At 58.6% G+C, this 18485-nt stretch carries 18 protein-coding genes; 4 read left to right on the forward strand and 14 right to left on the reverse strand.

The window, feature by feature from the left end:
- Positions 1–8: 8 nt before the first annotated feature.
- Positions 9–329, reverse strand: coding sequence for a putative quinol monooxygenase (locus QP999_RS05815; protein WP_070563413.1), 321 nt, complete (start codon positions 327–329; stop codon positions 9–11).
- A gap of 99 nt (positions 330–428) precedes the next feature.
- Positions 429–1019, reverse strand: a complete 591-nt coding sequence (locus QP999_RS05820; RefSeq protein ID WP_101736231.1) for a hypothetical protein — start codon at positions 1017–1019, stop codon at positions 429–431.
- A 157-nt stretch (positions 1020–1176) separates the two neighbouring features.
- Here QP999_RS05820 and QP999_RS05825 point away from each other — a divergent pair, with 157 nt between their 5' ends.
- The gene (locus tag QP999_RS05825) at positions 1177–2091 is read left to right on the forward strand and encodes an AEC family transporter (RefSeq protein ID WP_284847857.1); all 915 of its coding nucleotides are present in this window, start codon (positions 1177–1179) and stop codon (positions 2089–2091) included.
- A gap of 36 nt (positions 2092–2127) precedes the next feature.
- Here QP999_RS05825 and QP999_RS05830 read toward each other — a convergent pair whose 3' ends face one another.
- A complete protein-coding gene (locus QP999_RS05830) occupies positions 2128–3963 on the reverse strand; it encodes an ABC-F family ATP-binding cassette domain-containing protein (protein WP_239248550.1) in 1836 nt (611 codons plus the stop codon).
- 91 nt (positions 3964–4054) lie between these two features.
- On the opposite strand from QP999_RS05830, the gene QP999_RS05835 reads away from it, so the two are divergent.
- Entirely contained in the window at positions 4055–5365 is a 1311-nt protein-coding gene (locus QP999_RS05835; protein WP_239248551.1) for a hypothetical protein, read from the forward strand.
- Positions 5366–5392: 27 nt separating this feature from the next.
- On the opposite strand, the gene QP999_RS05840 is transcribed toward QP999_RS05835, so the two are convergent.
- From QP999_RS05840 to QP999_RS05855, 4 genes are all read right to left on the reverse strand, one after another.
- A complete protein-coding gene (locus QP999_RS05840) occupies positions 5393–6331 on the reverse strand; it encodes a 4-(cytidine 5'-diphospho)-2-C-methyl-D-erythritol kinase (RefSeq protein WP_284847858.1) in 939 nt (312 codons plus the stop codon).
- A complete protein-coding gene (rsmA, locus tag QP999_RS05845) occupies positions 6328–7170 on the reverse strand; it encodes a 16S rRNA (adenine(1518)-N(6)/adenine(1519)-N(6))-dimethyltransferase RsmA (protein WP_284847859.1) in 843 nt (280 codons plus the stop codon). Before rsmA ends, QP999_RS05840 begins: the two co-directional genes overlap by 4 nt.
- A gap of 33 nt (positions 7171–7203) precedes the next feature.
- Positions 7204–8352: a resuscitation-promoting factor gene (locus QP999_RS05850; RefSeq protein ID WP_070597502.1), complete on the reverse strand. Its 1149-nt coding sequence runs from the start codon at positions 8350–8352 to the stop codon at positions 7204–7206.
- A 246-nt stretch (positions 8353–8598) separates the two neighbouring features.
- Positions 8599–9423 carry a TatD family hydrolase gene (locus QP999_RS05855; protein ID WP_284847860.1) on the reverse strand — a complete coding sequence of 275 codons (825 nt, stop codon included), beginning with the start codon at positions 9421–9423 and terminating at the stop codon, positions 8599–8601.
- A gap of 24 nt (positions 9424–9447) precedes the next feature.
- Here QP999_RS05855 and QP999_RS05860 point away from each other — a divergent pair, with 24 nt between their 5' ends.
- Both QP999_RS05860 and QP999_RS05865 read left to right on the forward strand, forming a co-directional pair.
- Positions 9448–9942 carry a GNAT family N-acetyltransferase gene (locus QP999_RS05860; RefSeq protein WP_250223674.1) on the forward strand — a complete coding sequence of 165 codons (495 nt, stop codon included), beginning with the start codon at positions 9448–9450 and terminating at the stop codon, positions 9940–9942.
- Positions 9943–9950: 8 nt separating this feature from the next.
- On the forward strand, positions 9951–10454 hold the full coding sequence (locus QP999_RS05865; protein WP_070531697.1) for a GNAT family N-acetyltransferase: 504 nt from the start codon (positions 9951–9953) through the stop codon (positions 10452–10454).
- A 183-nt stretch (positions 10455–10637) separates the two neighbouring features.
- On the opposite strand, the gene QP999_RS05870 is transcribed toward QP999_RS05865, so the two are convergent.
- The 7 genes from QP999_RS05870 to rsmI all read right to left on the reverse strand — a co-directional run bounded on the left by QP999_RS05870 (position 10638) and on the right by rsmI (position 18467).
- On the reverse strand, positions 10638–10898 hold the full coding sequence (locus tag QP999_RS05870; RefSeq protein ID WP_284847861.1) for a HigA family addiction module antitoxin: 261 nt from the start codon (positions 10896–10898) through the stop codon (positions 10638–10640).
- Positions 10899–10993: 95 nt separating this feature from the next.
- The gene (locus tag QP999_RS05875; protein ID WP_284847862.1) at positions 10994–12187 is read right to left on the reverse strand and encodes an MFS transporter; all 1194 of its coding nucleotides are present in this window, start codon (positions 12185–12187) and stop codon (positions 10994–10996) included.
- A gap of 5 nt (positions 12188–12192) precedes the next feature.
- Entirely contained in the window at positions 12193–14025 is a 1833-nt protein-coding gene (gene metG, locus QP999_RS05880) for a methionine--tRNA ligase (RefSeq protein WP_284847863.1), read from the reverse strand.
- A gap of 24 nt (positions 14026–14049) precedes the next feature.
- Positions 14050–15183, reverse strand: coding sequence for an MFS transporter (locus QP999_RS05885; RefSeq protein ID WP_158011583.1), 1134 nt, complete (start codon positions 15181–15183; stop codon positions 14050–14052).
- Between the two features lie 38 nt (positions 15184–15221).
- Positions 15222–16532, reverse strand: coding sequence for a hypothetical protein (locus tag QP999_RS05890; RefSeq protein ID WP_158011582.1), 1311 nt, complete (start codon positions 16530–16532; stop codon positions 15222–15224).
- Positions 16516–17580, reverse strand: coding sequence for a substrate-binding periplasmic protein (locus QP999_RS05895; protein ID WP_158011581.1), 1065 nt, complete (start codon positions 17578–17580; stop codon positions 16516–16518). Before QP999_RS05895 ends, QP999_RS05890 begins: the two co-directional genes overlap by 17 nt.
- 38 nt (positions 17581–17618) lie before the next feature.
- Positions 17619–18467, reverse strand: coding sequence for a 16S rRNA (cytidine(1402)-2'-O)-methyltransferase (gene rsmI, locus QP999_RS05900; protein ID WP_070520767.1), 849 nt, complete (start codon positions 18465–18467; stop codon positions 17619–17621).
- Positions 18468–18485: the final 18 nt, after the last annotated feature.

Here is an 18485-nt window from a genome sequence, read left to right on the forward strand (position 1 = left end):
CGTGGGGTTTAGACCGAGAATTCAGCCATCTTATCCCATGCTGTCTTACCAGGAATGGAAGTATTGATGATGTCCGGGGTCTCTACCAGGTACTTCGGCAGCTCCTCGCACGAGCGCTTGAAGTGCTCGGTGCTGACGTGGTCGACATCAGTGCCGTCCTTATAAGACTCGAGGAGCAGGAAGCGCTGCTTGTCTTCCGGATCACGGAACCACTTGAAGTCGATGCAGCCGGGCTCTGCCTGGCAGGCCTTGGTGTACCAGTCGATCTCTTCCAGGAAGGTATCGGCGTACTCGGGCTTGACGTGGAACTGTACGTTGATCAAAATCATGGGCCCCACTGTAACCTTCTCCGCGAAAACGTGCAGAAGGCCCTGCCGCTACAGGCAGGGCCTTCTGTAATAGCGGCTTATCATTGGCCGCGTGAAGGTCTACTTGTTGAAGAAGTACTCCGCAACGTAGACGTGGGTGCCGTCGAAGGCCTGCGCAACGCCGAAGCCGGTGCCGTCAGTCTTGGTCACAGGAACATCGCGGTTGAGCCAGTTCACGCGATCCTTAGCTTCCTGCTCCGTGAGCTTGTAAATGTTACCGCTGCCCTCTTCCAAATGAGTCAGGCCATCGCCTGCATTGTCCTGGAAGGTAACCTTGCCGGCCGCAGCCTGGTTTGCCCACTCCTGGGCGATGTTCTTGGCGTTGGCATCTTCGTGGTGGCCCTGCTTAATCAGGTGGGCATGGGTTGCGCCAACGAGCTCATCGGCCACCGCCGGGGTCGGCTTCTTGATGAAGTCCGGCAGCTGGACGTTGTACTGCTTAGCCAGGTCATAAGCCTGCGCAGGAAGCTCAACTTCAAAGGAGTTAACCTGCTCCATAGCCTGGGAAGACAGCTGGTTCAGTTCCTGGGGCTGTGCGGACGATGGGTTAGCCGGGGCGGCCTGGGCCGCGGAGACCGAAAGAACGGCGGTGAGGGATACTGCCACGGCGGAGGTAGCGGACAGGCGGGAAACACGACGCAAAGAATTCATAACTACCACCGTGCCATAAGTCCGCCCGCCTTGAAAAAGACTTCCCGGTCATACGGCATTTTCGATATCACTTTGTTATCAGCTGCCGGTGGAAAGGACCGGCGTGGAAGAATGACCGGAGACTTGCTTTTAGGATTCTTCGAGAGGTTGATCACTGGTGCTGGATGTCTTAACCGGATTTGCCATCATTTTTGTGGTTATCGGTGTGGGGTTCTTTCTGGGTCACCGGGGCGTTATCGGCCACGGTGAGGCGCGCCTGCAGTTCAACCGCACTGCGTTCTGGGCTGCGACTCCGGCGCTCATCTTCTCCAGCGTGGCCACCTCGGATACCTCTACTTTTATGTCTCCGGTTGTCGCTGTCATCGCGATTGCTTCGGTCGCCACGATGGCGCTGTATGGCTTTCTCAGCCTGGTATTCTTCCGCCGCAGCGGGGCTGAGACGATGGCCGGAGCGGCCGCGGCCAGCTACTACAACTCCGTCAACATCGGGCTGCCCATCGCCACCTATGTCATAGGTGATGCCACCTTTGTGGTGCCAGCACTCGTACTCCAGATGGCAGTGCTCTCCCCCTTCATCATCGCCGGCCTTAACGCCCAAGGAACGAGCCTGCGTTCAATAAGCAGCTCTGTATTCTCTGGGCTTACGGCACCGGTTGTCATCGCTGCCGTCGCCGGCTTCATCGTTTCTGCAGCGGGCTGGCACGTGCCAGAAGTCATCATGGCGCCCCTCGAGATCCTCGGCGGGGCCTCCATCCCGATGATCCTGATGAGTTTCGGCGCTTCCCTCACCGGAGACGGGTTGCTGGCTAGCGACCGACTACCAACCATTACCGCGACCGTGCTCAAGCTCGTAGCCATGCCAGCCATCGCACTGGCGACGGGCCTAGCCTTGGGCCTGAGCGGCAACGAGCTATACGCGGCGCTCATCTTGTCTGCGCTTCCGACCGCGCAGAACGTTTATAACTACGCCGCGACCTACCAGTCGGGAGAGACGGTGGCGCGCGATACGGTCTTCCTCACCACTTTTCTCTCCCTGCCGGCCATGCTCGCCATCGCAGCACTCTTCGGGTGAGACTGGCCTTCGCTGGCGAGCACTAGCCGTCGAACACTAGCCTTCCAGCTTCTCCCCCAGCTCCAGCCATTCCATCTCTAGCTCCTCGCGCTCGGCGGCTACCGCTTTGAGGTCGGCGTCGAGCTTGGCCAGCTCGCCGCTGTCTCCCTCTCCGGAAGACATCTTCTCCGCGGCCTGCGCCATCTTTTCATTCAGCTTCGCCGTCTTGTCGTCGAGCTTGCCCATCTTGCGCTCCAGCGCGTTCATCTTCTTGGTCAGCTCGCGCTCCTCTTGGGAACTCAGCCGTTTTACCGGGGCGGTTTCCGTACGCTGACCATCGGCGTTCTTCGAGGCCTCGCCCAAGTCGAGCACACCACCGGCGGTGGCGGCTTCCATCTCCTGGCGGCGACGCAAGTACTCCTCGATTCCGCCCGGCAGGTTGGTGAGCTTGCCGTCCCCAAACAGCGCATAGGTGTTGTCCGCGATGCGCTCAATGAGGTAGCGGTCGTGAGATATGACCACCAAGGTTCCCGGCCACGAGTCCAGCAAGGATTCAAGCTCTTGGAGGGTATCGATGTCGAGGTCGTTCGTGGGCTCGTCGAGAAGCAGCACGTTTGGCTCCGCCATGAGCACACGGGTCAGCTGCAAACGGCGGCGCTCACCGCCCGATAGATCACCGACGGGTGTGCGCTGGCGCTTGGCGGAAAAGCCCAGGCGCTCGGCCAGCTGAGAGGCAGAAAGCTCTTTCTTGCCCAGGTGGACGTAGGTGGCGACGTCTTCGACAGCGTCGAGAAGCCGGCGCTGTGGATCCAGGTCATCGAGCTCCTGGCGCAGCCAGCCCAGACGCACGGTCTTGCCCTCAATGCGCTTGCCAGCGGCAAGCTCGACTTCGCCAGCAAGGGCGCGCAGCAGCGTGGTCTTGCCTGAGCCGTTGACGCCGACGAGTCCGATGCGCTCGCCCGGCGCCAACCGCCAGGTGAGGCGATCCACCAGCGTGCGGCCATCTGGTGTCGTAACCTTTGCATCCTCAAGCTCGATGACGACCCGCCCCTGGCGCTGCTTAGAGAAGGCCATGAGCTCAACCTTGTCGCGCGGCGCTGGAACATCCGCGATGAGTGCCTCAGCCGCCTCAATGCGGTAGCGCGGCTTTGAGGTACGGGCAGGCGCCCCGCGGCGCAGCCACGCCAGCTCTTTACGCGCCAGATTCTGGCGGCGCTGCTCGATGGCATCAGCCTGGCGGGCGCGCTCAGCGCGGGCAAAAGTCCAGTCGTTATAGCCGCCCTCGTAGGCATCGACTACGCCATCGTGCACCTCCCAGGTCGTGGTGGCGACGGTGTCGAGGAACCAACGGTCGTGCGTGACAACGACCACCGCCAGTTTGCGCGAAAGCAGGTGGCTGGCCAGCCACTGCACACCCTCGACGTCAAGGTGGTTTGTCGGCTCATCGAGCACCACGATGTCGAGGTCTTGGACGAGCGCAGCAGCAAGGTTGACGCGACGGCGCTCACCACCGGAAAGTGAACCAACGGGAGTGTCCAGCCCCAGGTCAACGATGCCGAGGCCACCGAGGACATCGCGCACTTTGGCGTTAGAAGCCCACTCGAAGGTTTCCAGCCCGAGCGGCTCGATGATGACCTGGGCGATGGTGAGGGACTCCTCCAGCTCGAACCGCTGGGTTACCACCGCCATGCGCAAGTCCGAGTTGTGGGATACGCGGCCCGCGTCCGGTGGCTCAATGCCGGTGAGGACCTCCAGCAGCGTGGTCTTGCCGCCGCCGTTGACGCCGACGATGCCGATGCGGTCACCGGTTTGAACACCGAGGGAGACCCCGTTCAGCAGGGTCTTGAGCCCGAAGGACTTGGTTACGTTTTCGAGGTTAATGAGGTTCGCCATATCGAGAGTTCATCTTAGTGCTTCAGCACGGTTACCCCCGCACCATTACCTTTATTGCTATTGATTTTCACTTCCAATACTCTGCAACACCATGAAAAGAGAACGTCTCATCCTGTGCGCCGCACTTTCCGCAAGCATCATCACGCTGACCTCCTGTTCCTCCCCCGAAAGCAACGAAGCTTCATCGCCCTCCAGCGCTGCAGCCTCCCACGCGCATGCCGAACACGGCGAAGGCCATGACGGAGAGCACAGCCATGACGGCTTCGAAGCCTCTGCTGGCGAAACCGAGGTGGCAGAGCTTCCTCCCCGTGTCCTCATCTCCCACAAGGACGGCCTCACCACGCTCGATGGAGAGACCGGTGAGGTCATCGACAACGAAGAACTGAAAGCATTTCTCCGGCTTAGCGATGCCGGCGATAACCGCCACATCATGGTGACCAAAGGCGATAGCTTCCTCACCTACGACACCGGGCGCATCACCAAGCCACACGGAGATCACAAGCACTACTACGCGGCTCAGCCGCAGCTTGACGACGCTTCCATTGACGCACCTCACGCCGGCCACGTGGTTCACCACGATGGTTTTACCGCGCTCTTCTCCGACGGAGATGGTGTAGCAAAGATCTACAAGACCGAGGACTTCGGCAAGGAAGACGCCCAGCCGGTCAACACCGTCGAGACAGGTGCCGCGCACCACGGCGTCGCGGTTCCGCTGAAAGACGGCTCCGTGGTCGCCACAAAGGGCACCGAAGATGAGCGCCACACCATCCAGCATGTGGATAAGTCTGGCAAGGTCCTTGCGGAAACCACCGAGTGTCCTGGTGTTCACGGCGAAGCTGCCGCTGGCAATGGCTCCCTCTTCTTCGGATGCGAGGACGGGCCCGTTGTCTTCGACGGAACTGAATTCCACAAGATCGACGCTTCCGCCTATGCAGGCAAAGACGGCTACCAGCGCTCCGGCAACTCTGCAGGCTCAGAGGAGTCCAACGTCATTCTGGCGGATAACAAGACCGACAAGGATGCCGACTTCGAGCGCCCCACCTCAGTGACCCTCATCAATACGGAGGACTACTCTGCCACGAAGGTCGAGCTCGGCGAGTCCTATTGGTTCCGTTCCTTGGCCCGCGGGCCCTTGGGCGAGGCACTGGTGCTCACGACCGACGGCAAGCTCAACATCATCGATCCGGATTCCGGCGAGATAACGAAAAAGATTGACGCCATCTCCCCGTGGAAGGAAAACGAGGAGTGGCAGCAGCCAGGGCCAATCCTGAAGGCAGCCAACGGCTATGCCTACGTCACCGACGCAAACAAGCAGGAACTGGTCGTTCTTGACCTCCTCGGCGACCAAGAACCACAGCGCTACAAGCTCGATGTCAAGCCCGTAGAGATGGCCGTCCTCTAAGGGCCTCCACCATTCACCCTGCTGGTGTTAGACCAGCGTTGCGCCGGTAGCCGGCCCATAGGTCACCAATCCGCGGGTTCCGCGGTTATCGGCGCACACCTGGGCCACCACCTCCTGCGCGGTCTCCTCGTCTTCGCAGAGGAAGGCGCAGGTAGGACCGGAACCGGAGACAATTCCCTTGAGGGCACCGGCGGCCTCACCAGTATCCAGAATCTTGCGCAAGTCCGGGCGCAGCGAGAGTGCTGCTGGCTGGAGGTCATTGTGCATCACTGCGGCGAGCTCGCGGGGGTTACCGCCTACGAGGGCTTGGCCCACGGCTTCAGTATCGAGGTGCGGGGCGCTTCCGCGTCCGGCATCCCGCAGCTCATCCAGCTTGCGGAATACCGACGGCGTCGACAAGCCCTCAGCATTGGTGATGATCGCCCAGATATAGCGCCCACGCGCCAGCATCGGGGTCAGAAGCTCACCGCGGCCGCGCCCCAACGCCGTGCCGCCCATGAGGGTAAAAGGCACATCGGAGCCGAGTTCCGCGGCGAGTTCGTAGAGCTTTTCCATGCTGAGAGGCTCCCGACCAAACTCAGCGCTCAGCGCGTGATTGGCCAAAAGCAGGGCCGCGGCGGCATCGGCAGACCCGCCGGCCATCCCGCCGGCAGCGGGGATGTTCTTCTCCATCGTCAGCGTGCCAGCTGCCGGCAGCATGAGGTTTTGCGCCACCAGCTCCACCGCGCGCCATGCCAGGTTCTCGGCCGATGCCGGCACGCCTGTCGCGTGGTTACCCGTGACCTCCACGGCGCAGCCCTCGCCCCAGCGGTAGCTCACGCGGTCGTGTACATCGAGGGATTGGAACACGGTGGCCAGCTCGTGGAAACCATCCGCGCGGGCCTCGCCCACACCCAGGTGCAGGTTAACCTTAGCGTGGGCACGCGCCTGCCAGAGCTGCGGAGACTCGTTTACCGTCTTGCTCATGAGGCTTCCGCCAACCTAACGAAATCCTCCACGCCTAGCTTCTCGCCGCGCAGGCGCGGATCGATATTCGCCGCGCGCAGCGCTTCCTCGGCTGCCGCGGCGGAGCCATAAAAGCCCGCCAAGGCGGCGCGGAGGGTCTTACGGCGTTGGGCAAAGGAGGCGTCGATCAGCGCAAAAAGCCGCGGGCGCAGCGCCTCGTCATAGGGGCGAGTGCAGTCGATACGCACCAGGCCCGACTCAATCTTCGGCGCCGGCCAAAACACGTTCTTGCCGATTGTCCCGGCTTGCCTAACCAGGCCATAAAAAGATGCCTTCACGCTAGGAATGCCGTAGACCTTGCTGCCCGGAGCGGCGGCGAGGCGCTCAGCCACCTCCAGCTGCACCATGACCAAAACGCGGCGAATCGATGGGTAGACCTCCAGCAGGTGGAGCAACACCGGTACCGCGACGTTATAGGGCAGGTTGGCCACCAAAGCGGTGGGCTCCCCCAACTCGCCCGCCTCAACGGTGAGCGCATCCTTCTCCACCACGGAAAGGCGATCCGCAAAGTCGGCTGCCCGCGCGGCCACGGTATCCGGCAGTTTGCCAGCCAGACGCGGGTCAATTTCCACGGCCGTTACGTGCGCAACTTCCCCCAACAGCCCCAAAGTCAGCGAACCCAGCCCGGGGCCCACCTCCACCACGCGGTCCTCTGGGGACAAATCGGCAGCAGCGACGATGCGGCGGATGGTGTTCGGGTCATGCAGAAAGTTCTGGCCCAGCTTCTTCGTCGGCGTCACGTCAAGCTCAGCGGCGAGTTCGCGGATCTCCACTGGGCCCAGCAGATGGGGTTGAGTCATACCACTCAGACTAATACGCGTGGCTCGTAAGCTTTAGCGCAGGCCGAGCTTGGCGGTACACGCAGGCCATGCACCCCAGCCCTGCGCGGCTTGAACCTTCTCTGCCACAGCGATCTGCTGCTCGCGAGAAGCCTGCCATGCCTCTGGGGCATACTCGGTGCCACCAAAAGCAGCCCAGGTCGACGGGGTGAACTGCAGGCCACCGGAGAAACCATTGCCTGTGTTGATTGCCCAGTTTCCGGTTGCCTCACACTGTGCGATGGAATCCCACACGGAGCCATCCGCAACGGCCGGCGCGGTGGACTTCGGCTTGGTTCCGCGCGCAATCACGGCGGCAACGGCCTCCCTGCGCACGTCTTCCTTGATAATCTCGTTGGATTCTTCCTTGCCGTTGACCTTGACAATCTTGCGGGTCACGGCGCGCGAACCGGGGGTTCCCTCCTCGCGGACTTCCTCAGTGCCTTCCTCGAGTTCTGGGTCATCGACATAATTAGCCGGCGCGTCAAAGTCCTCCGTCTTTTCCTCTTCGGAGATCTCAACGCGGTCCACGGTAATGGCAGTACCGGCCTTCACCGGCGTATCCAGAGCTGGGGATACGCGGTCATCCTTGCCCACCGTAATTCCACGGGCCTCGAGCACGTCCCCCACAGTCTTGGCCGCAACGCTGGCATAGGAAACGGAACCGCCGTCAGTAAGCTTGACGATCTTCGGGGACACCACTTCAAGGTTCATTCCCTCAGTCACCGTTTCATCCTCCTCCACGGTCTTGGAACCGGAAGTGATGGCAGCACCCGGGGCGATTCCATCGAGGCCGCCCAGCAGGTCAGACACCGTGAGATCGGTAGACGACAGCTGCTTTTCGACGCCATCGATGGTAACCGCGACAGGCTTGGCAGTGCGAACGGTGATCGAGTCACCGTCAGCGACCTGCTCTGACAGGGCCGGGTAGACAACGTCTTCTCCCCCAACGTTGACTCCGGCAGCCTCTAGGGCAGCGTTGACATCACCGGCGAAAGTGGCCAGCTGAGTGGTCTCGCCGTTCACGTCAAGCGTGATGTCCTTCTGCGTGCTGACGGCAACGACGCCGCCCACGGCTAGGGTGCCAAGGACACCACCGGTAGCCATGCGCAGCGGCAAAGAGCGGGAATTGTTGATTCGCTTGATCTGCTTCTTCGGGGACATAAACCTTTACTCGTCTTCACGATGCTTCGTGTTCACAATGCAGGAACCCGCATTCTGAACACCTGTCACGGCGCGCCCCACGCGCGCCCGCCGGCGACATCAATGCCGGACTAACTTTGAATAACAATACGGTAACAGAACGTAACTTACGAAATGCATTCACGCGCCGCGGCCACTATCAGCACACTCGTCACAACAAACACGTGCGCCACCACTGAGCAGCACCTTTAGATAAAGTGAAAATCCTCACACGCCAAAGACCCGCGCGAAGGTCGTGGCCACCTCCGCCGCGAGGTCTTCCACTTCTTGACCACGCGCCTGCGCCACGCAACGGTACGTGTGCCCAATCAAGGAGGGCTCGTTGCGCGCACCCCGGAAAGGCTCCGGCGTCATGTACGGCGCATCCGTTTCAATCAGCAGTTGCCCAGCTGGGGCAATGGCAGCGGCCTGGCGCATCTCCTCATTACGCTTGAAAGTAACGTTGCCGGCGAAAGACAGAACATAGCCGCGCTCAAGGGCTTCTTTGGCCACGGCGAGCGGCGAGGAAAAGCAGTGCAGCATCACCGTCGGCGGCTCTGGGCAGTCCCCCAACACACGCATGAGATCCTCATCGGCCTCACGGTTGTGGATCATCAGCGTCTTTCCCACCTTGGCCGCCAATTCCGCGTGCCAACGAAGAGCCTCTTCCTGCACTTCAAGGGGCGCGGTGGTTTCCGGCTCGTGGTGAATCCAGTAGGTATCCAGGCCTGTCTCCCCGATGGCCACGCAACGCGGATCCGCAGCCATCTCGCTCAAGCGCAAACGAGCAGCCTCATCAAGTTCAGCCGCCTTAGTGGGGTGAATGGCGCACGCGGCATACACGTTGTCGAATTCCTGCGCCGCCGCCAAAGCCTTCTCCGCCTCAGCCAAGCCATCACCCACGGTAACGATGCGCTCAACACCAGCAGCACGAGCACGCTCAACGAGCTCGACATCAGCGTCGCGGCAGGAGGCGAGGTGCGTGTGGGCGTCGATAAGCTGGCTCAAACCTTCGGCGGGAACGGGCGTGGGGCGTGGCTTCTTCTTAGACATGGCTGCGAGTGTAGTCTTGCGCGCATGATTATCCGTGAAGCGACGGACGCCGACGTCCCCGCGATGACCGCCACGCTGAATTGGGCCATCCGGGAGACCCACTTCATCTTTCGCAGCGAACCCGCCACCGTGGAGGAACGCACCGATTACCTGCACCAATTAGGTCGCGACAATTGCCCCTGTTTCATTGCATTCGACGATGACGGCACGTATCTAGGCTGGGCACTCTACCGCCCCTACCGCGATCCGAAAGTGTGGCTGGGCTGCTACGAGACGACGATCTACGTTGATCCCACCGCCCACGGCCGCGGGGTAGGCACGCGCTTGCTTGATGCAGTCGTTCAGCATGCCCGCGCAGCCGAACAGGTCCATACGCTGCTGGCACTCATCGTGGCGGACAACGCCGCATCCATCAAGTTGCATGAAAAGTTCGGCTTTGCCACTGTAGGAACGTTAAAAGAAGTCAGCCGCAAAGCTGGGCGCTGGATAGACCTCACCCACTTGCAACTCATGGTTTAAGGAACATCATGCACGTCCGTCCCGCAGAGCTTGCCGACGCCTCCGCAATCGCCACCATCTACAACTCCGCCTCCGCCGCGAAACCGGCCGCCAACCTCGTCACATGGCAGGAGTCCGTAGAGGACCGCGAGAAGTGGCTGGCGCAGATGGAAAAGGACAACTATCCGGTCTATGTCGCCGTGGACGACGACGAAATTGTTGGTTGGGCCGCCTACTTCCAATTCGTCACCCCAGCCATCTACTACGGCACGGCGGAGGACTCCATTTACATCGCGGAATCAGCGCGCGGCAAGGGCGTGGGCAGCGAGCTCATGGACACGCTCATGGATCACGCAAAGGAAAATGACTACGTGGAGACGATAATCACCTACATCGTGGACACCAACGAGTCCTCCATCGCCCTGCACAAGAAGTTCGGCTTCGTGGAGACCGGCCGCATGCCCAATATCCACACCAAGGACGGCGTGCGGCTAGGGCTGGTGCACCTGCAGCGCGACTTCGACCGCTCCTAAAGCGGCTTGATTGCCGCCCCACCCCAGTGACGGCACTGCCCTACGCCCCACCTCAGTGACGGCACTGCCATTGTTGCCAAAGATCAAGCCAGATCCTGAGGCGAAGCGGGAAACTTTGGCAACAACGGCAGTTTCAACCCAAGAGACTCACACTGTGCTGCTCAGTCACTCCCAGCGCACAAGTTAAGCCGACGCTGCCTGAAGCGGCACAATATCGTCCAACTCAGCAAGAATTTTGTCTTCCGCAACATCCAAGTCGTAGTGAGTCTGCAGCCCCAGCCAGAACTGTGGGGACATTCCAAAATATTTAGCCAAACGAAGAGCCGTATCGGCGGTAATAGCCCGCTTTCCGTGGACGATTTCGTTAATACGTCGAGGCGGGACCCCTATCGAAACAGCGAGTTTGTGTTGGGTAATCCCCATGTCCTTGAGAAAGCCCTCCATAAGGATTTCACCTGGGTGTACTGGGGGAGCTTGTTAGTGGTAGTCAACGATCTCAACCTCCTCTGCTCTACAGGCAGTATACCGTCGAGAACCAGCTAGGCAGCGAGCTCGTCGTCAATGTAGACCCGAGTGGTCGCACGCAGACCCGCGACCAGCATGCAGAAACAGAGCACCATGAGACCAATGAGCACAGCGGTCCAATCCCCGGTGGCCCCGCGCACCACTCCCACGGACAGCGGTACGAGGCCCGCCAAGACGTAGCCGCCCGGCTGAACGAAGCCGGAGAGCCGCGCCGTAGTGAGCGCGGTGCGCGTGCGGGCAGTGAGCAGAGCAAGCGCCAATGGGAAGCACATACCGCCGATCCCCATCAACGAGGCCCAGGCCAGCGGGGCGGCGTCGGCAGCCACGAGCACTCCACCCCACCCGGCACACGTGCACAAAGAAAGCACCACGGGAACGGGAGTTAGGCGGTTAAGACGCGAGATGAGCCACGGCATGACTACGCCGCCGAGAATATTAAAGACTCCGATGACAGCCAGCGCCACACTGGCGGTGTTCTCACTCACGCCTTTTTCTACCAGCATGCGCGGCAGCCACCCCATCTGTACATAGGCCATGGTGGACTGCAATCCGAAGAAAAAGAGCATGGCCACCGCAGTGGGTGAGGTGAACATGGGGCGTTGCACGTCCGCGCCATCAACCGTGCCGTGGGCGACGTCCTTACCGGCCTTAGGTAGGACCACTATCCACGCCACCAGCTGGGCGATGGCGGGCAGGCACCAAATCCACAACGCACCTTGCCACGATTTTTGTGTCACCGCGGACAATGGGCCCAGGGCGCTGGAAACGCCCAACATCGTGGTGTAGGTGGTCATCAGCGCCACCAACGTGCGGCCCGACCCATGCTGCTTGATCCATGCAGGAAGCAGCACATTTGCAAGCGCGATGCCGGCAACAACGCACAGGGTAAGCGCTACGAAAAGCGGAAAGCTACCTACCCATGGACGCAGGCCAAGCCCCACGACCAAGGCCACCGTGCCGCCGGCCAGGGTTCGGCTTAGGCCCACGCGGCGCGCGATGGGAACCGCCGCCAACCCCATGGCGGCAAAACACAGCCCCGGCAGTGCGGTCAACAAACCTGCCTGCCCAGAGCTGATTCCAAAAAAGTCTTGGATCTGCCCCAGCACCGGTGCCACCGAAGCAATACCCGAACGCAGGTTCAGCGCGGTCAGGCAAACAACTGTGAAGAGTAGGACAGGCGCAAGTGTGCGCCGAAACGCCAAACCCACCCCTTCTACTTCTGAACCGGGGCCCACTCAGGGCCGGTCTCACCGAGCTCTGGGTCAAGCTTAGCCACCAGCGGCTTCGGCTTCTGCAGCGCGGTACCCGGGGTTATGTCGAATCGCTTCCACACGGCCTGCTGCGCGGAGTAGTCACCCGTGATGATCGGGTACGGGTGATTCTCCGGCGGAAGGTTTACGCCAACAAGTTCAACCGGCATGTCATCCGCCACTTCCTCGATGCGCGGCTGCGCGGCCCACACTCCCTCGCGGCCCAGGGTCTCGTGCACCTTTTGGGCGGTAAAGGGCAGGAACGGGGTCAGCATCACGTTGCAATCGGAAACCACCTGCAGCGCGGTCCACAGCACCGTGGCTAGGCGCTCACGTTGGGTCTCATCCTTGGCCAGCTTCCACGGCTCCATAGCAGCGATGTAGGCATTGGCCTCACCCACGACGTGCATGATGGCGGTCATGGCTTGCTTGAACTTGGACTGCTCGAGGAAGCCCGCGGCGGTGGCAAAGGTTTCCTCCGCCAGCGACAGGATATCCTCATCTGCCTGCTCCAGCGCGGCCGGTGCCGGCACCTCACCGAAGTTCTTGTGAGCCATCGACACGGTGCGGTTAACCAGGTTGCCCCAGCCGTTGGCGAGCTCGTTGTTAATGCGGCGCACGAACTCATCCCAGGTGAAGTCGGTGTCGTTGTTTTCCGGACCGGCAACGGCAATGAAGTAGCGCAGCGCGTCAGGACCGAACTCCTCAAGGAAGTCCTTGACGTAGATAACGACGCCCTTGGAAGAGGAGAACTTGGACCCGGACATGGTCAGGTACTCCGAAGACACGATTTCCGTCGGCAGGTTGAGCTCACCATAGGTGTGCAGCTCACCGCCCTTGGAGCCCTTACCCGCATAGCCCAAGAGCTCAGCCGGCCAGATCTGGGAGTGGAAGGTGATGTTGTCCTTGCCCTGGAAGTAGTAGTGGCGCGCCTGCGGGTTCTGCCAGTAATCCTTCCACGCGTCCGGGTTGCCGGTGCGGTGTGCCCACTCGATGGAAGAAGACAGGTAACCAATGACCGCGTCGAACCACACATAGAGCTTCTTCGCACCATTGTCCTCCCAGCCCTCGACTGGAATGGGAATTCCCCAGTCGATGTCTCGGGTCATGGTGCGCGGGCGCATGTCCTCCAGCAGGTTGAGGGAGAACTTGAGAACGTTGGGGCGCCAATCCTCACGAGTCTTCAACCACTCTTCGAGGACCTCCTTGACCGCAGGCAGATCCAACAGGAAGTGTTCGGTGTCAATAAACTCCGGAGTCTCTCCGTTGATCTTGGATACTGGGTTAATCAGGTCCACCGGATCGAGCTGGTTACCGCAGTTATCGCACTGGTCACCGCGCGCGCCATCGGCGCCACACAACGGGCAGGTGCCCTCAATGTAGCGGTCCGGCAAAGTGCGGCCAGTGGACGGCGAGATCGCACCCTGGGTGGTCTCCTTAATCATGTAGCCGTTCTCGTAGAGTCCCTTGAACAGCTCCTGCACCACCGCGTAGTGGTTGCGCGTCGTGGTGCGGGTAAAGAGGTCATAAGACAGGCCGAGCCCAGCCAGGTCGGTGACGATCTGGCGGTTGTAGCGATCCGCCAACTCACGCACCGTCACGCCTTCCTTGTCCGCCTGAACCAGCAGCGGGGTGCCGTGTTCATCGGTACCAGAAACCATGAGGACGTCGTTGCCACGCATTCGCTGGAAACGGGCGAACACGTCGGAAGGAACACCGAAGCCCGCCACGTGTCCGATGTGGCGGGGTCCGTTGGCATAGGGCCAAGCAACATTAACGACAACTGGATTCTTCATGGACACCACTCTACTTTGAGAGGTTTAGCACTTACGAACTGGCTCTGAGGTCTTCTTTACAAGCAGAAGCCATAGCCCGACCGTCAATACAAGACATACCGCACCCCAAACTCCACACGCAGTAGCAGCGCTTATTCCCTCCGAAATGAAACCCAACAGCGGCCGAGTGAAGATCATTACCACTCCGCCTACTAATGAAACGAAGGACAGCATGGTAGCGCGGTTGCTCGTAGATGACAGCTCTGAAACCCAAATGTCGCAGTAAGCAGTGCCGACCGAATAAAAAATACCTAGCGAAACAAGCAATACAAAAGGAGCCCAAACATCAACATCGAGTTTGAACCCAAACCACACGCCTAAGCACATAAACGCAATTCCCGCTACAGACGTAACTAGCACAATTCGTCTCGAAAAGGGGAGCTTTCCCACAAGCCATGCGCCTGCCAACTGCGCCACGCCAAAACCGGCAAAGAGGAAGGAGATCTCCTTAGGAGTCAATGATGCTTCCAACCCAAGCGGTTGAAAGACCATTTGGATACTCCATCCGCTGATCAGCACTATGCTACCGGCCACAATTGCCCAGAGAATCTCTCCTGAAGGCAAATTTTCTGTTGAAATACGTTTCGGCCCAATTTGACGCACATGCTGATCGATATCAGGCAAGCCCCACGCGACAGGAATTACAGCTGCAGCTACTACAGCTGTAATAACAAATGGAAACGCTGGAGACAGTTCGAACAGCGCTCCTGCCGATACCAACGAAACAATCATCGCGATCGCTGCGCACACTCTGCGTATACGAATGAACTCGGCTGCGGTGGTAGGACCACCACCTTCTATTTGGCTGCCTATCTCCCAGCCATAGGCCGTAAGCAAGCCCGAAACAAGAGCCCACACAAGGCCCCACACGCTCCATGCAATAAACAAGCTAGGTAAGTCATTCACATAGGCGATAAGAAGGAATGTAATAAACGTACCAAAAAGAGCTAGATAAAGGGACTTCTTCCGGCCAATGCGATCTGAAAACCATCCGACAGGAACCTCAAGGGCCGTCGCAATCAAGCGGAAAACCCCATCGGCTATAGAGGCCTCCTCGGTGGTAATTCCACGTTCTAAGAGGAAAAGCAACCAAACTGGAAACCAGAACTGGACTTCCAAAGCCAGTACAATTACTCCGTATCGCGTTCTCGTCCCCATCAAGACTCGCTTTTCTTACGAGCAACTACGAATGCGATAACCATGAGAACCGAAACTATGGTTGATATAAGAAGAATGACGTCGACGGGTTGAGTAGCAATCCACGTAGTCAGGTCACCCGCACCTAGATCATAGATAGTTTGATCAGGATCGGCAGAAGTACTCCGGCCCAAACTGACCACTGCCAACATTGTCCCCAAGATTGAAGTTACACCAATCACCATAAGGATTAAGTCCGTGAAAAAGCTCGCAGACCGAGCTCGTTCTCCATCAATATCGTCAAGTCTCGTCTGGCAAATACGCAGCTTGGTTTGTACAGGATTCTCCAATACTTCGTAATAATCCCAAACCTCAAGAATGCGCGTCGTCTCCAATCTCGACATTGGATTAACGTATTTACCCACTTCCGTTTTCTTGAGAAACAAGGCTTCAGCAAAATCCATCTCCTGCCGCAGTTGCGCTCGAAGCTTGCTAGTTGAAATATCGGAAGATTGGGACATGGCCCAAGACAGGATATTCATGAGATTCGAATCGCTTCTACCCGTAGCAGCATAGAAGAACTGTGCACGCACAAGCGCCTTCCACATCTCCTGCATCTCAACCCTGTTGTCAGCAGTTTCCCTCAGATAAATGTAATTCATCCAGTCCGCAGTGTGGCTAGTCTTCCGCTGTTTCAGCGATTCAACAATCCCGCTCTTACCTTTAGTGTTTCCCAGCCATTCCAAGGCAAAGTCACTTTGAAGTTCTGCATATTCGGACTCTGATGGGTCAAAAATCAGTGCTCGCGACGCCCAGGCATCTTCCATGGGCGTATCGCCCTGGAACAACACGAATTCCTCGTAGCCATCATGTTGTTTAATCACGTCGCGCAATTCGTCATAAATGCGGGCGATGAGCTCTTGGTTAATTCGCGTAGCGACCTTCTGCACAAGTTGTTCAATTGACGAGGCCGTTTTCCCTTCAATCCCCACAGCCAGTTCGATTTCAGAAAGCAGGATACCGAAATCACAGAGGCTCCACTCAACAGAACTGATTTCTACTGTCGGTTCCTGACTTCGATAAAACGACTTTTCGACTTGAACCTTGTCCTTCACCACGGCGATATCATTCTGAATATCAATGCTCTGCGCTGATTCATATTGTAGCGATCCTGCTTGCGGAACCTTGCGCGCATAAATAGTCCCAGATTCACGGGCGACTGACTCCCAAAAGCGTCGGGCAGAATCTCCATCACGATATTCAACTCCGGGTTGGGTTAAGCAATCAACGCGCAGCGGCGAAACTAATCGGAAACTAGCCTTGTACGTCATTGACTTCCACACTTTCAAGATTCACAAAACCAGTTCGCCCAGCCAAAGGTCCGGTGAGCATCTTGATTTTTACTTCCTGCTCCTCTTTGAGGTCATCCGGCCAAACAAGCACTTGAGCTGATACTCCAGCTGGCAAACTGCCAAGCAATTTGCCTGATTCGTCACGTATGTCAATCAATCCATCACCGATAAGCCTCACTCTTTCTGGTACACCTTTCAGCATGGAGATTTGCTCTCTATATCGATCGGTCTTTTTATACTCAGCCAGGGATTTATTGAACCTATCGATTACAGCTCTCGATTGCTTGTTTTTCCGAATCAAGAAATGAACACTGTCTTCAGAAGAAAGAGCTGCCGCATTACCTTCAAGAATGTCGAACATCCCTGAATCACCTTCGAAGGCCGCACTCCTAAGAATAGCGTTGCCTACGAGATCGGATTCCGCGAGAAGATCCACTTCTTTATTCTGAAGAGCTTTAAAACCCTCAGCCGGCGAGGAGTAGTTGCTAAATTCTGCACCTGAGTTATCAAGCTCTGCCCAATAGTCATAGCCGTCAATTTTTCCAATACGTACACCGTTAAAATCACCACGTTGCATCGCCTGGGTAACGTTGTAATCCTTCCGCTTGAATAGGACATACCGATAGTCAACAAGGGGATCAGAGTATTCGTAATTTTCCAGGCGCGAAGCAGATTTCACCATTGGGAAAACGCCGAATACAGTTCCTTCTTGTACTTTCTGGAGGCCACTATCCCATGTGTCAAAGGAAACCTGACCGTTGTAACCACTACTCGCCAAAACTGACAGAACAATGTCGCCAACAACGCCACCGTTTTCATCACTAGTCGTGACATACGGATCCCAATCTGATGTTTTGATCTGCACAGACTGAGCCGCGCGCGGAGGTTGAAGCCGCAGCATTAATAATGACGCCAACACCGATAGAATGCAGACGACTCCAAAAACCAAGCGAATCCAGCGAGTTTTCTTCTTATCTTTCAATGGTGGCACGGCAAAACGATAGCAAAGATCGCGTTTTTCCCTCAAGCAAATACTTTATCGTATGAATTAAATTTTTACCCCTGCTAACCACGAGCAGCAAGGTAAGCGTCATAGAGCTCACGGTTGGACCATGCCGTTCCCGCCGCCGCCTTCTTGCACGCATCCTTGGCACGCACACCCCGCTCTACTTCTGCCCGGACCTGCTCAACGAGGGTCTCCATCGACACGGGTGCAGCCTCACCGCCCTCGATTACTACGGTGATTTCGCCCCGCGCATTCTCTTCAGCCCACTCCGCGAGCTCGCCTAGGCAGCCTCGCTTAATCTCCTCGTAGGTCTTCGTCAGCTCCCGGCACACAGCGGCGCGACGGTCGGCGCCGAGGATCGTAGAGGCGTCGCCAAGCGTCTGCGCCAAACGGTGCGGGGACTCGAAGAACGCAATCGCGCGCTGCTCCCCCACCAAGGACTCCAGCCACGCCTTGCGCGGCCCGGGCTTGCGCGGCGGGAAGGCATCGAAGAGAAAATGCCCCACTCCCAAACCAGACAGCGCAAGAGCCGTCGGCACCGCCGAGGGTCCTGGGAAGCAGGTCACGGGCACGTCTGCTTCCACTGCTGCGGTGACGATGGAGTGCCCAGGATCAGACACTAGGGGCATACCGGCGTCGGACACCACGAGCACTGTCCCGGTCCGGGCGGCGGCGACGAGAGCGCGCGAACGCTCCTCTTCGTTGTGGTCGAAATTGGACACCACCCTGCCGCGGATCTCCACCCCTAATGCCTGGGCCAGATTGCGAACGCGACGGGTATCTTCCGCGGCAATGACATCTGCGTGACCCAAAGCTTGCATCAAGCGGGCTGAAGCGTCACCGGGATTTCCCAGCGGCGTGGCGGCAAGGATGACCCCACGCGGCAAGGGTTCAAGCTGAAGACTCATACTCCCCAGCATGGCACA

Source organism: Corynebacterium sp. MSK004 (assembly GCF_030232515.1).
Classification (GTDB): domain Bacteria; phylum Actinomycetota; class Actinomycetes; order Mycobacteriales; family Mycobacteriaceae; genus Corynebacterium; species Corynebacterium hesseae.

Coding starts and splice junctions, on each gene's coding strand:
- QP999_RS05815 (WP_070563413.1), bottom strand. CDS start 329: ATGATTTTGATCAACGTACAGTTCCACGTCAAGCCCGAGTACGCCGAT.
- QP999_RS05820 (WP_101736231.1), bottom strand. CDS start 1,019: ATGAATTCTTTGCGTCGTGTTTCCCGCCTGTCCGCTACCTCCGCCGTG.
- QP999_RS05830 (WP_239248550.1), bottom strand. CDS start 3,963: ATGGCGAACCTCATTAACCTCGAAAACGTAACCAAGTCCTTCGGGCTC.
- QP999_RS05835 (WP_239248551.1), top strand. CDS start 4,055: ATGAAAAGAGAACGTCTCATCCTGTGCGCCGCACTTTCCGCAAGCATC.
- QP999_RS05840 (WP_284847858.1), bottom strand. CDS start 6,331: ATGAGCAAGACGGTAAACGAGTCTCCGCAGCTCTGGCAGGCGCGTGCC.
- rsmA (WP_284847859.1), bottom strand. CDS start 7,170: ATGACTCAACCCCATCTGCTGGGCCCAGTGGAGATCCGCGAACTCGCC.
- QP999_RS05850 (WP_070597502.1), bottom strand. CDS start 8,352: ATGTCCCCGAAGAAGCAGATCAAGCGAATCAACAATTCCCGCTCTTTG.
- QP999_RS05855 (WP_284847860.1), bottom strand. CDS start 9,423: ATGTCTAAGAAGAAGCCACGCCCCACGCCCGTTCCCGCCGAAGGTTTG.
- QP999_RS05860 (WP_250223674.1), top strand. CDS start 9,448: ATGATTATCCGTGAAGCGACGGACGCCGACGTCCCCGCGATGACCGCC.
- QP999_RS05865 (WP_070531697.1), top strand. CDS start 9,951: ATGCACGTCCGTCCCGCAGAGCTTGCCGACGCCTCCGCAATCGCCACC.
- QP999_RS05870 (WP_284847861.1), bottom strand. CDS start 10,898: ATGGAGGGCTTTCTCAAGGACATGGGGATTACCCAACACAAACTCGCT.
- metG (WP_284847863.1), bottom strand. CDS start 14,025: ATGAAGAATCCAGTTGTCGTTAATGTTGCTTGGCCCTATGCCAACGGA.
- QP999_RS05890 (WP_158011582.1), bottom strand. CDS start 16,532: ATGACGTACAAGGCTAGTTTCCGATTAGTTTCGCCGCTGCGCGTTGAT.
- rsmI (WP_070520767.1), bottom strand. CDS start 18,467: ATGAGTCTTCAGCTTGAACCCTTGCCGCGTGGGGTCATCCTTGCCGCC.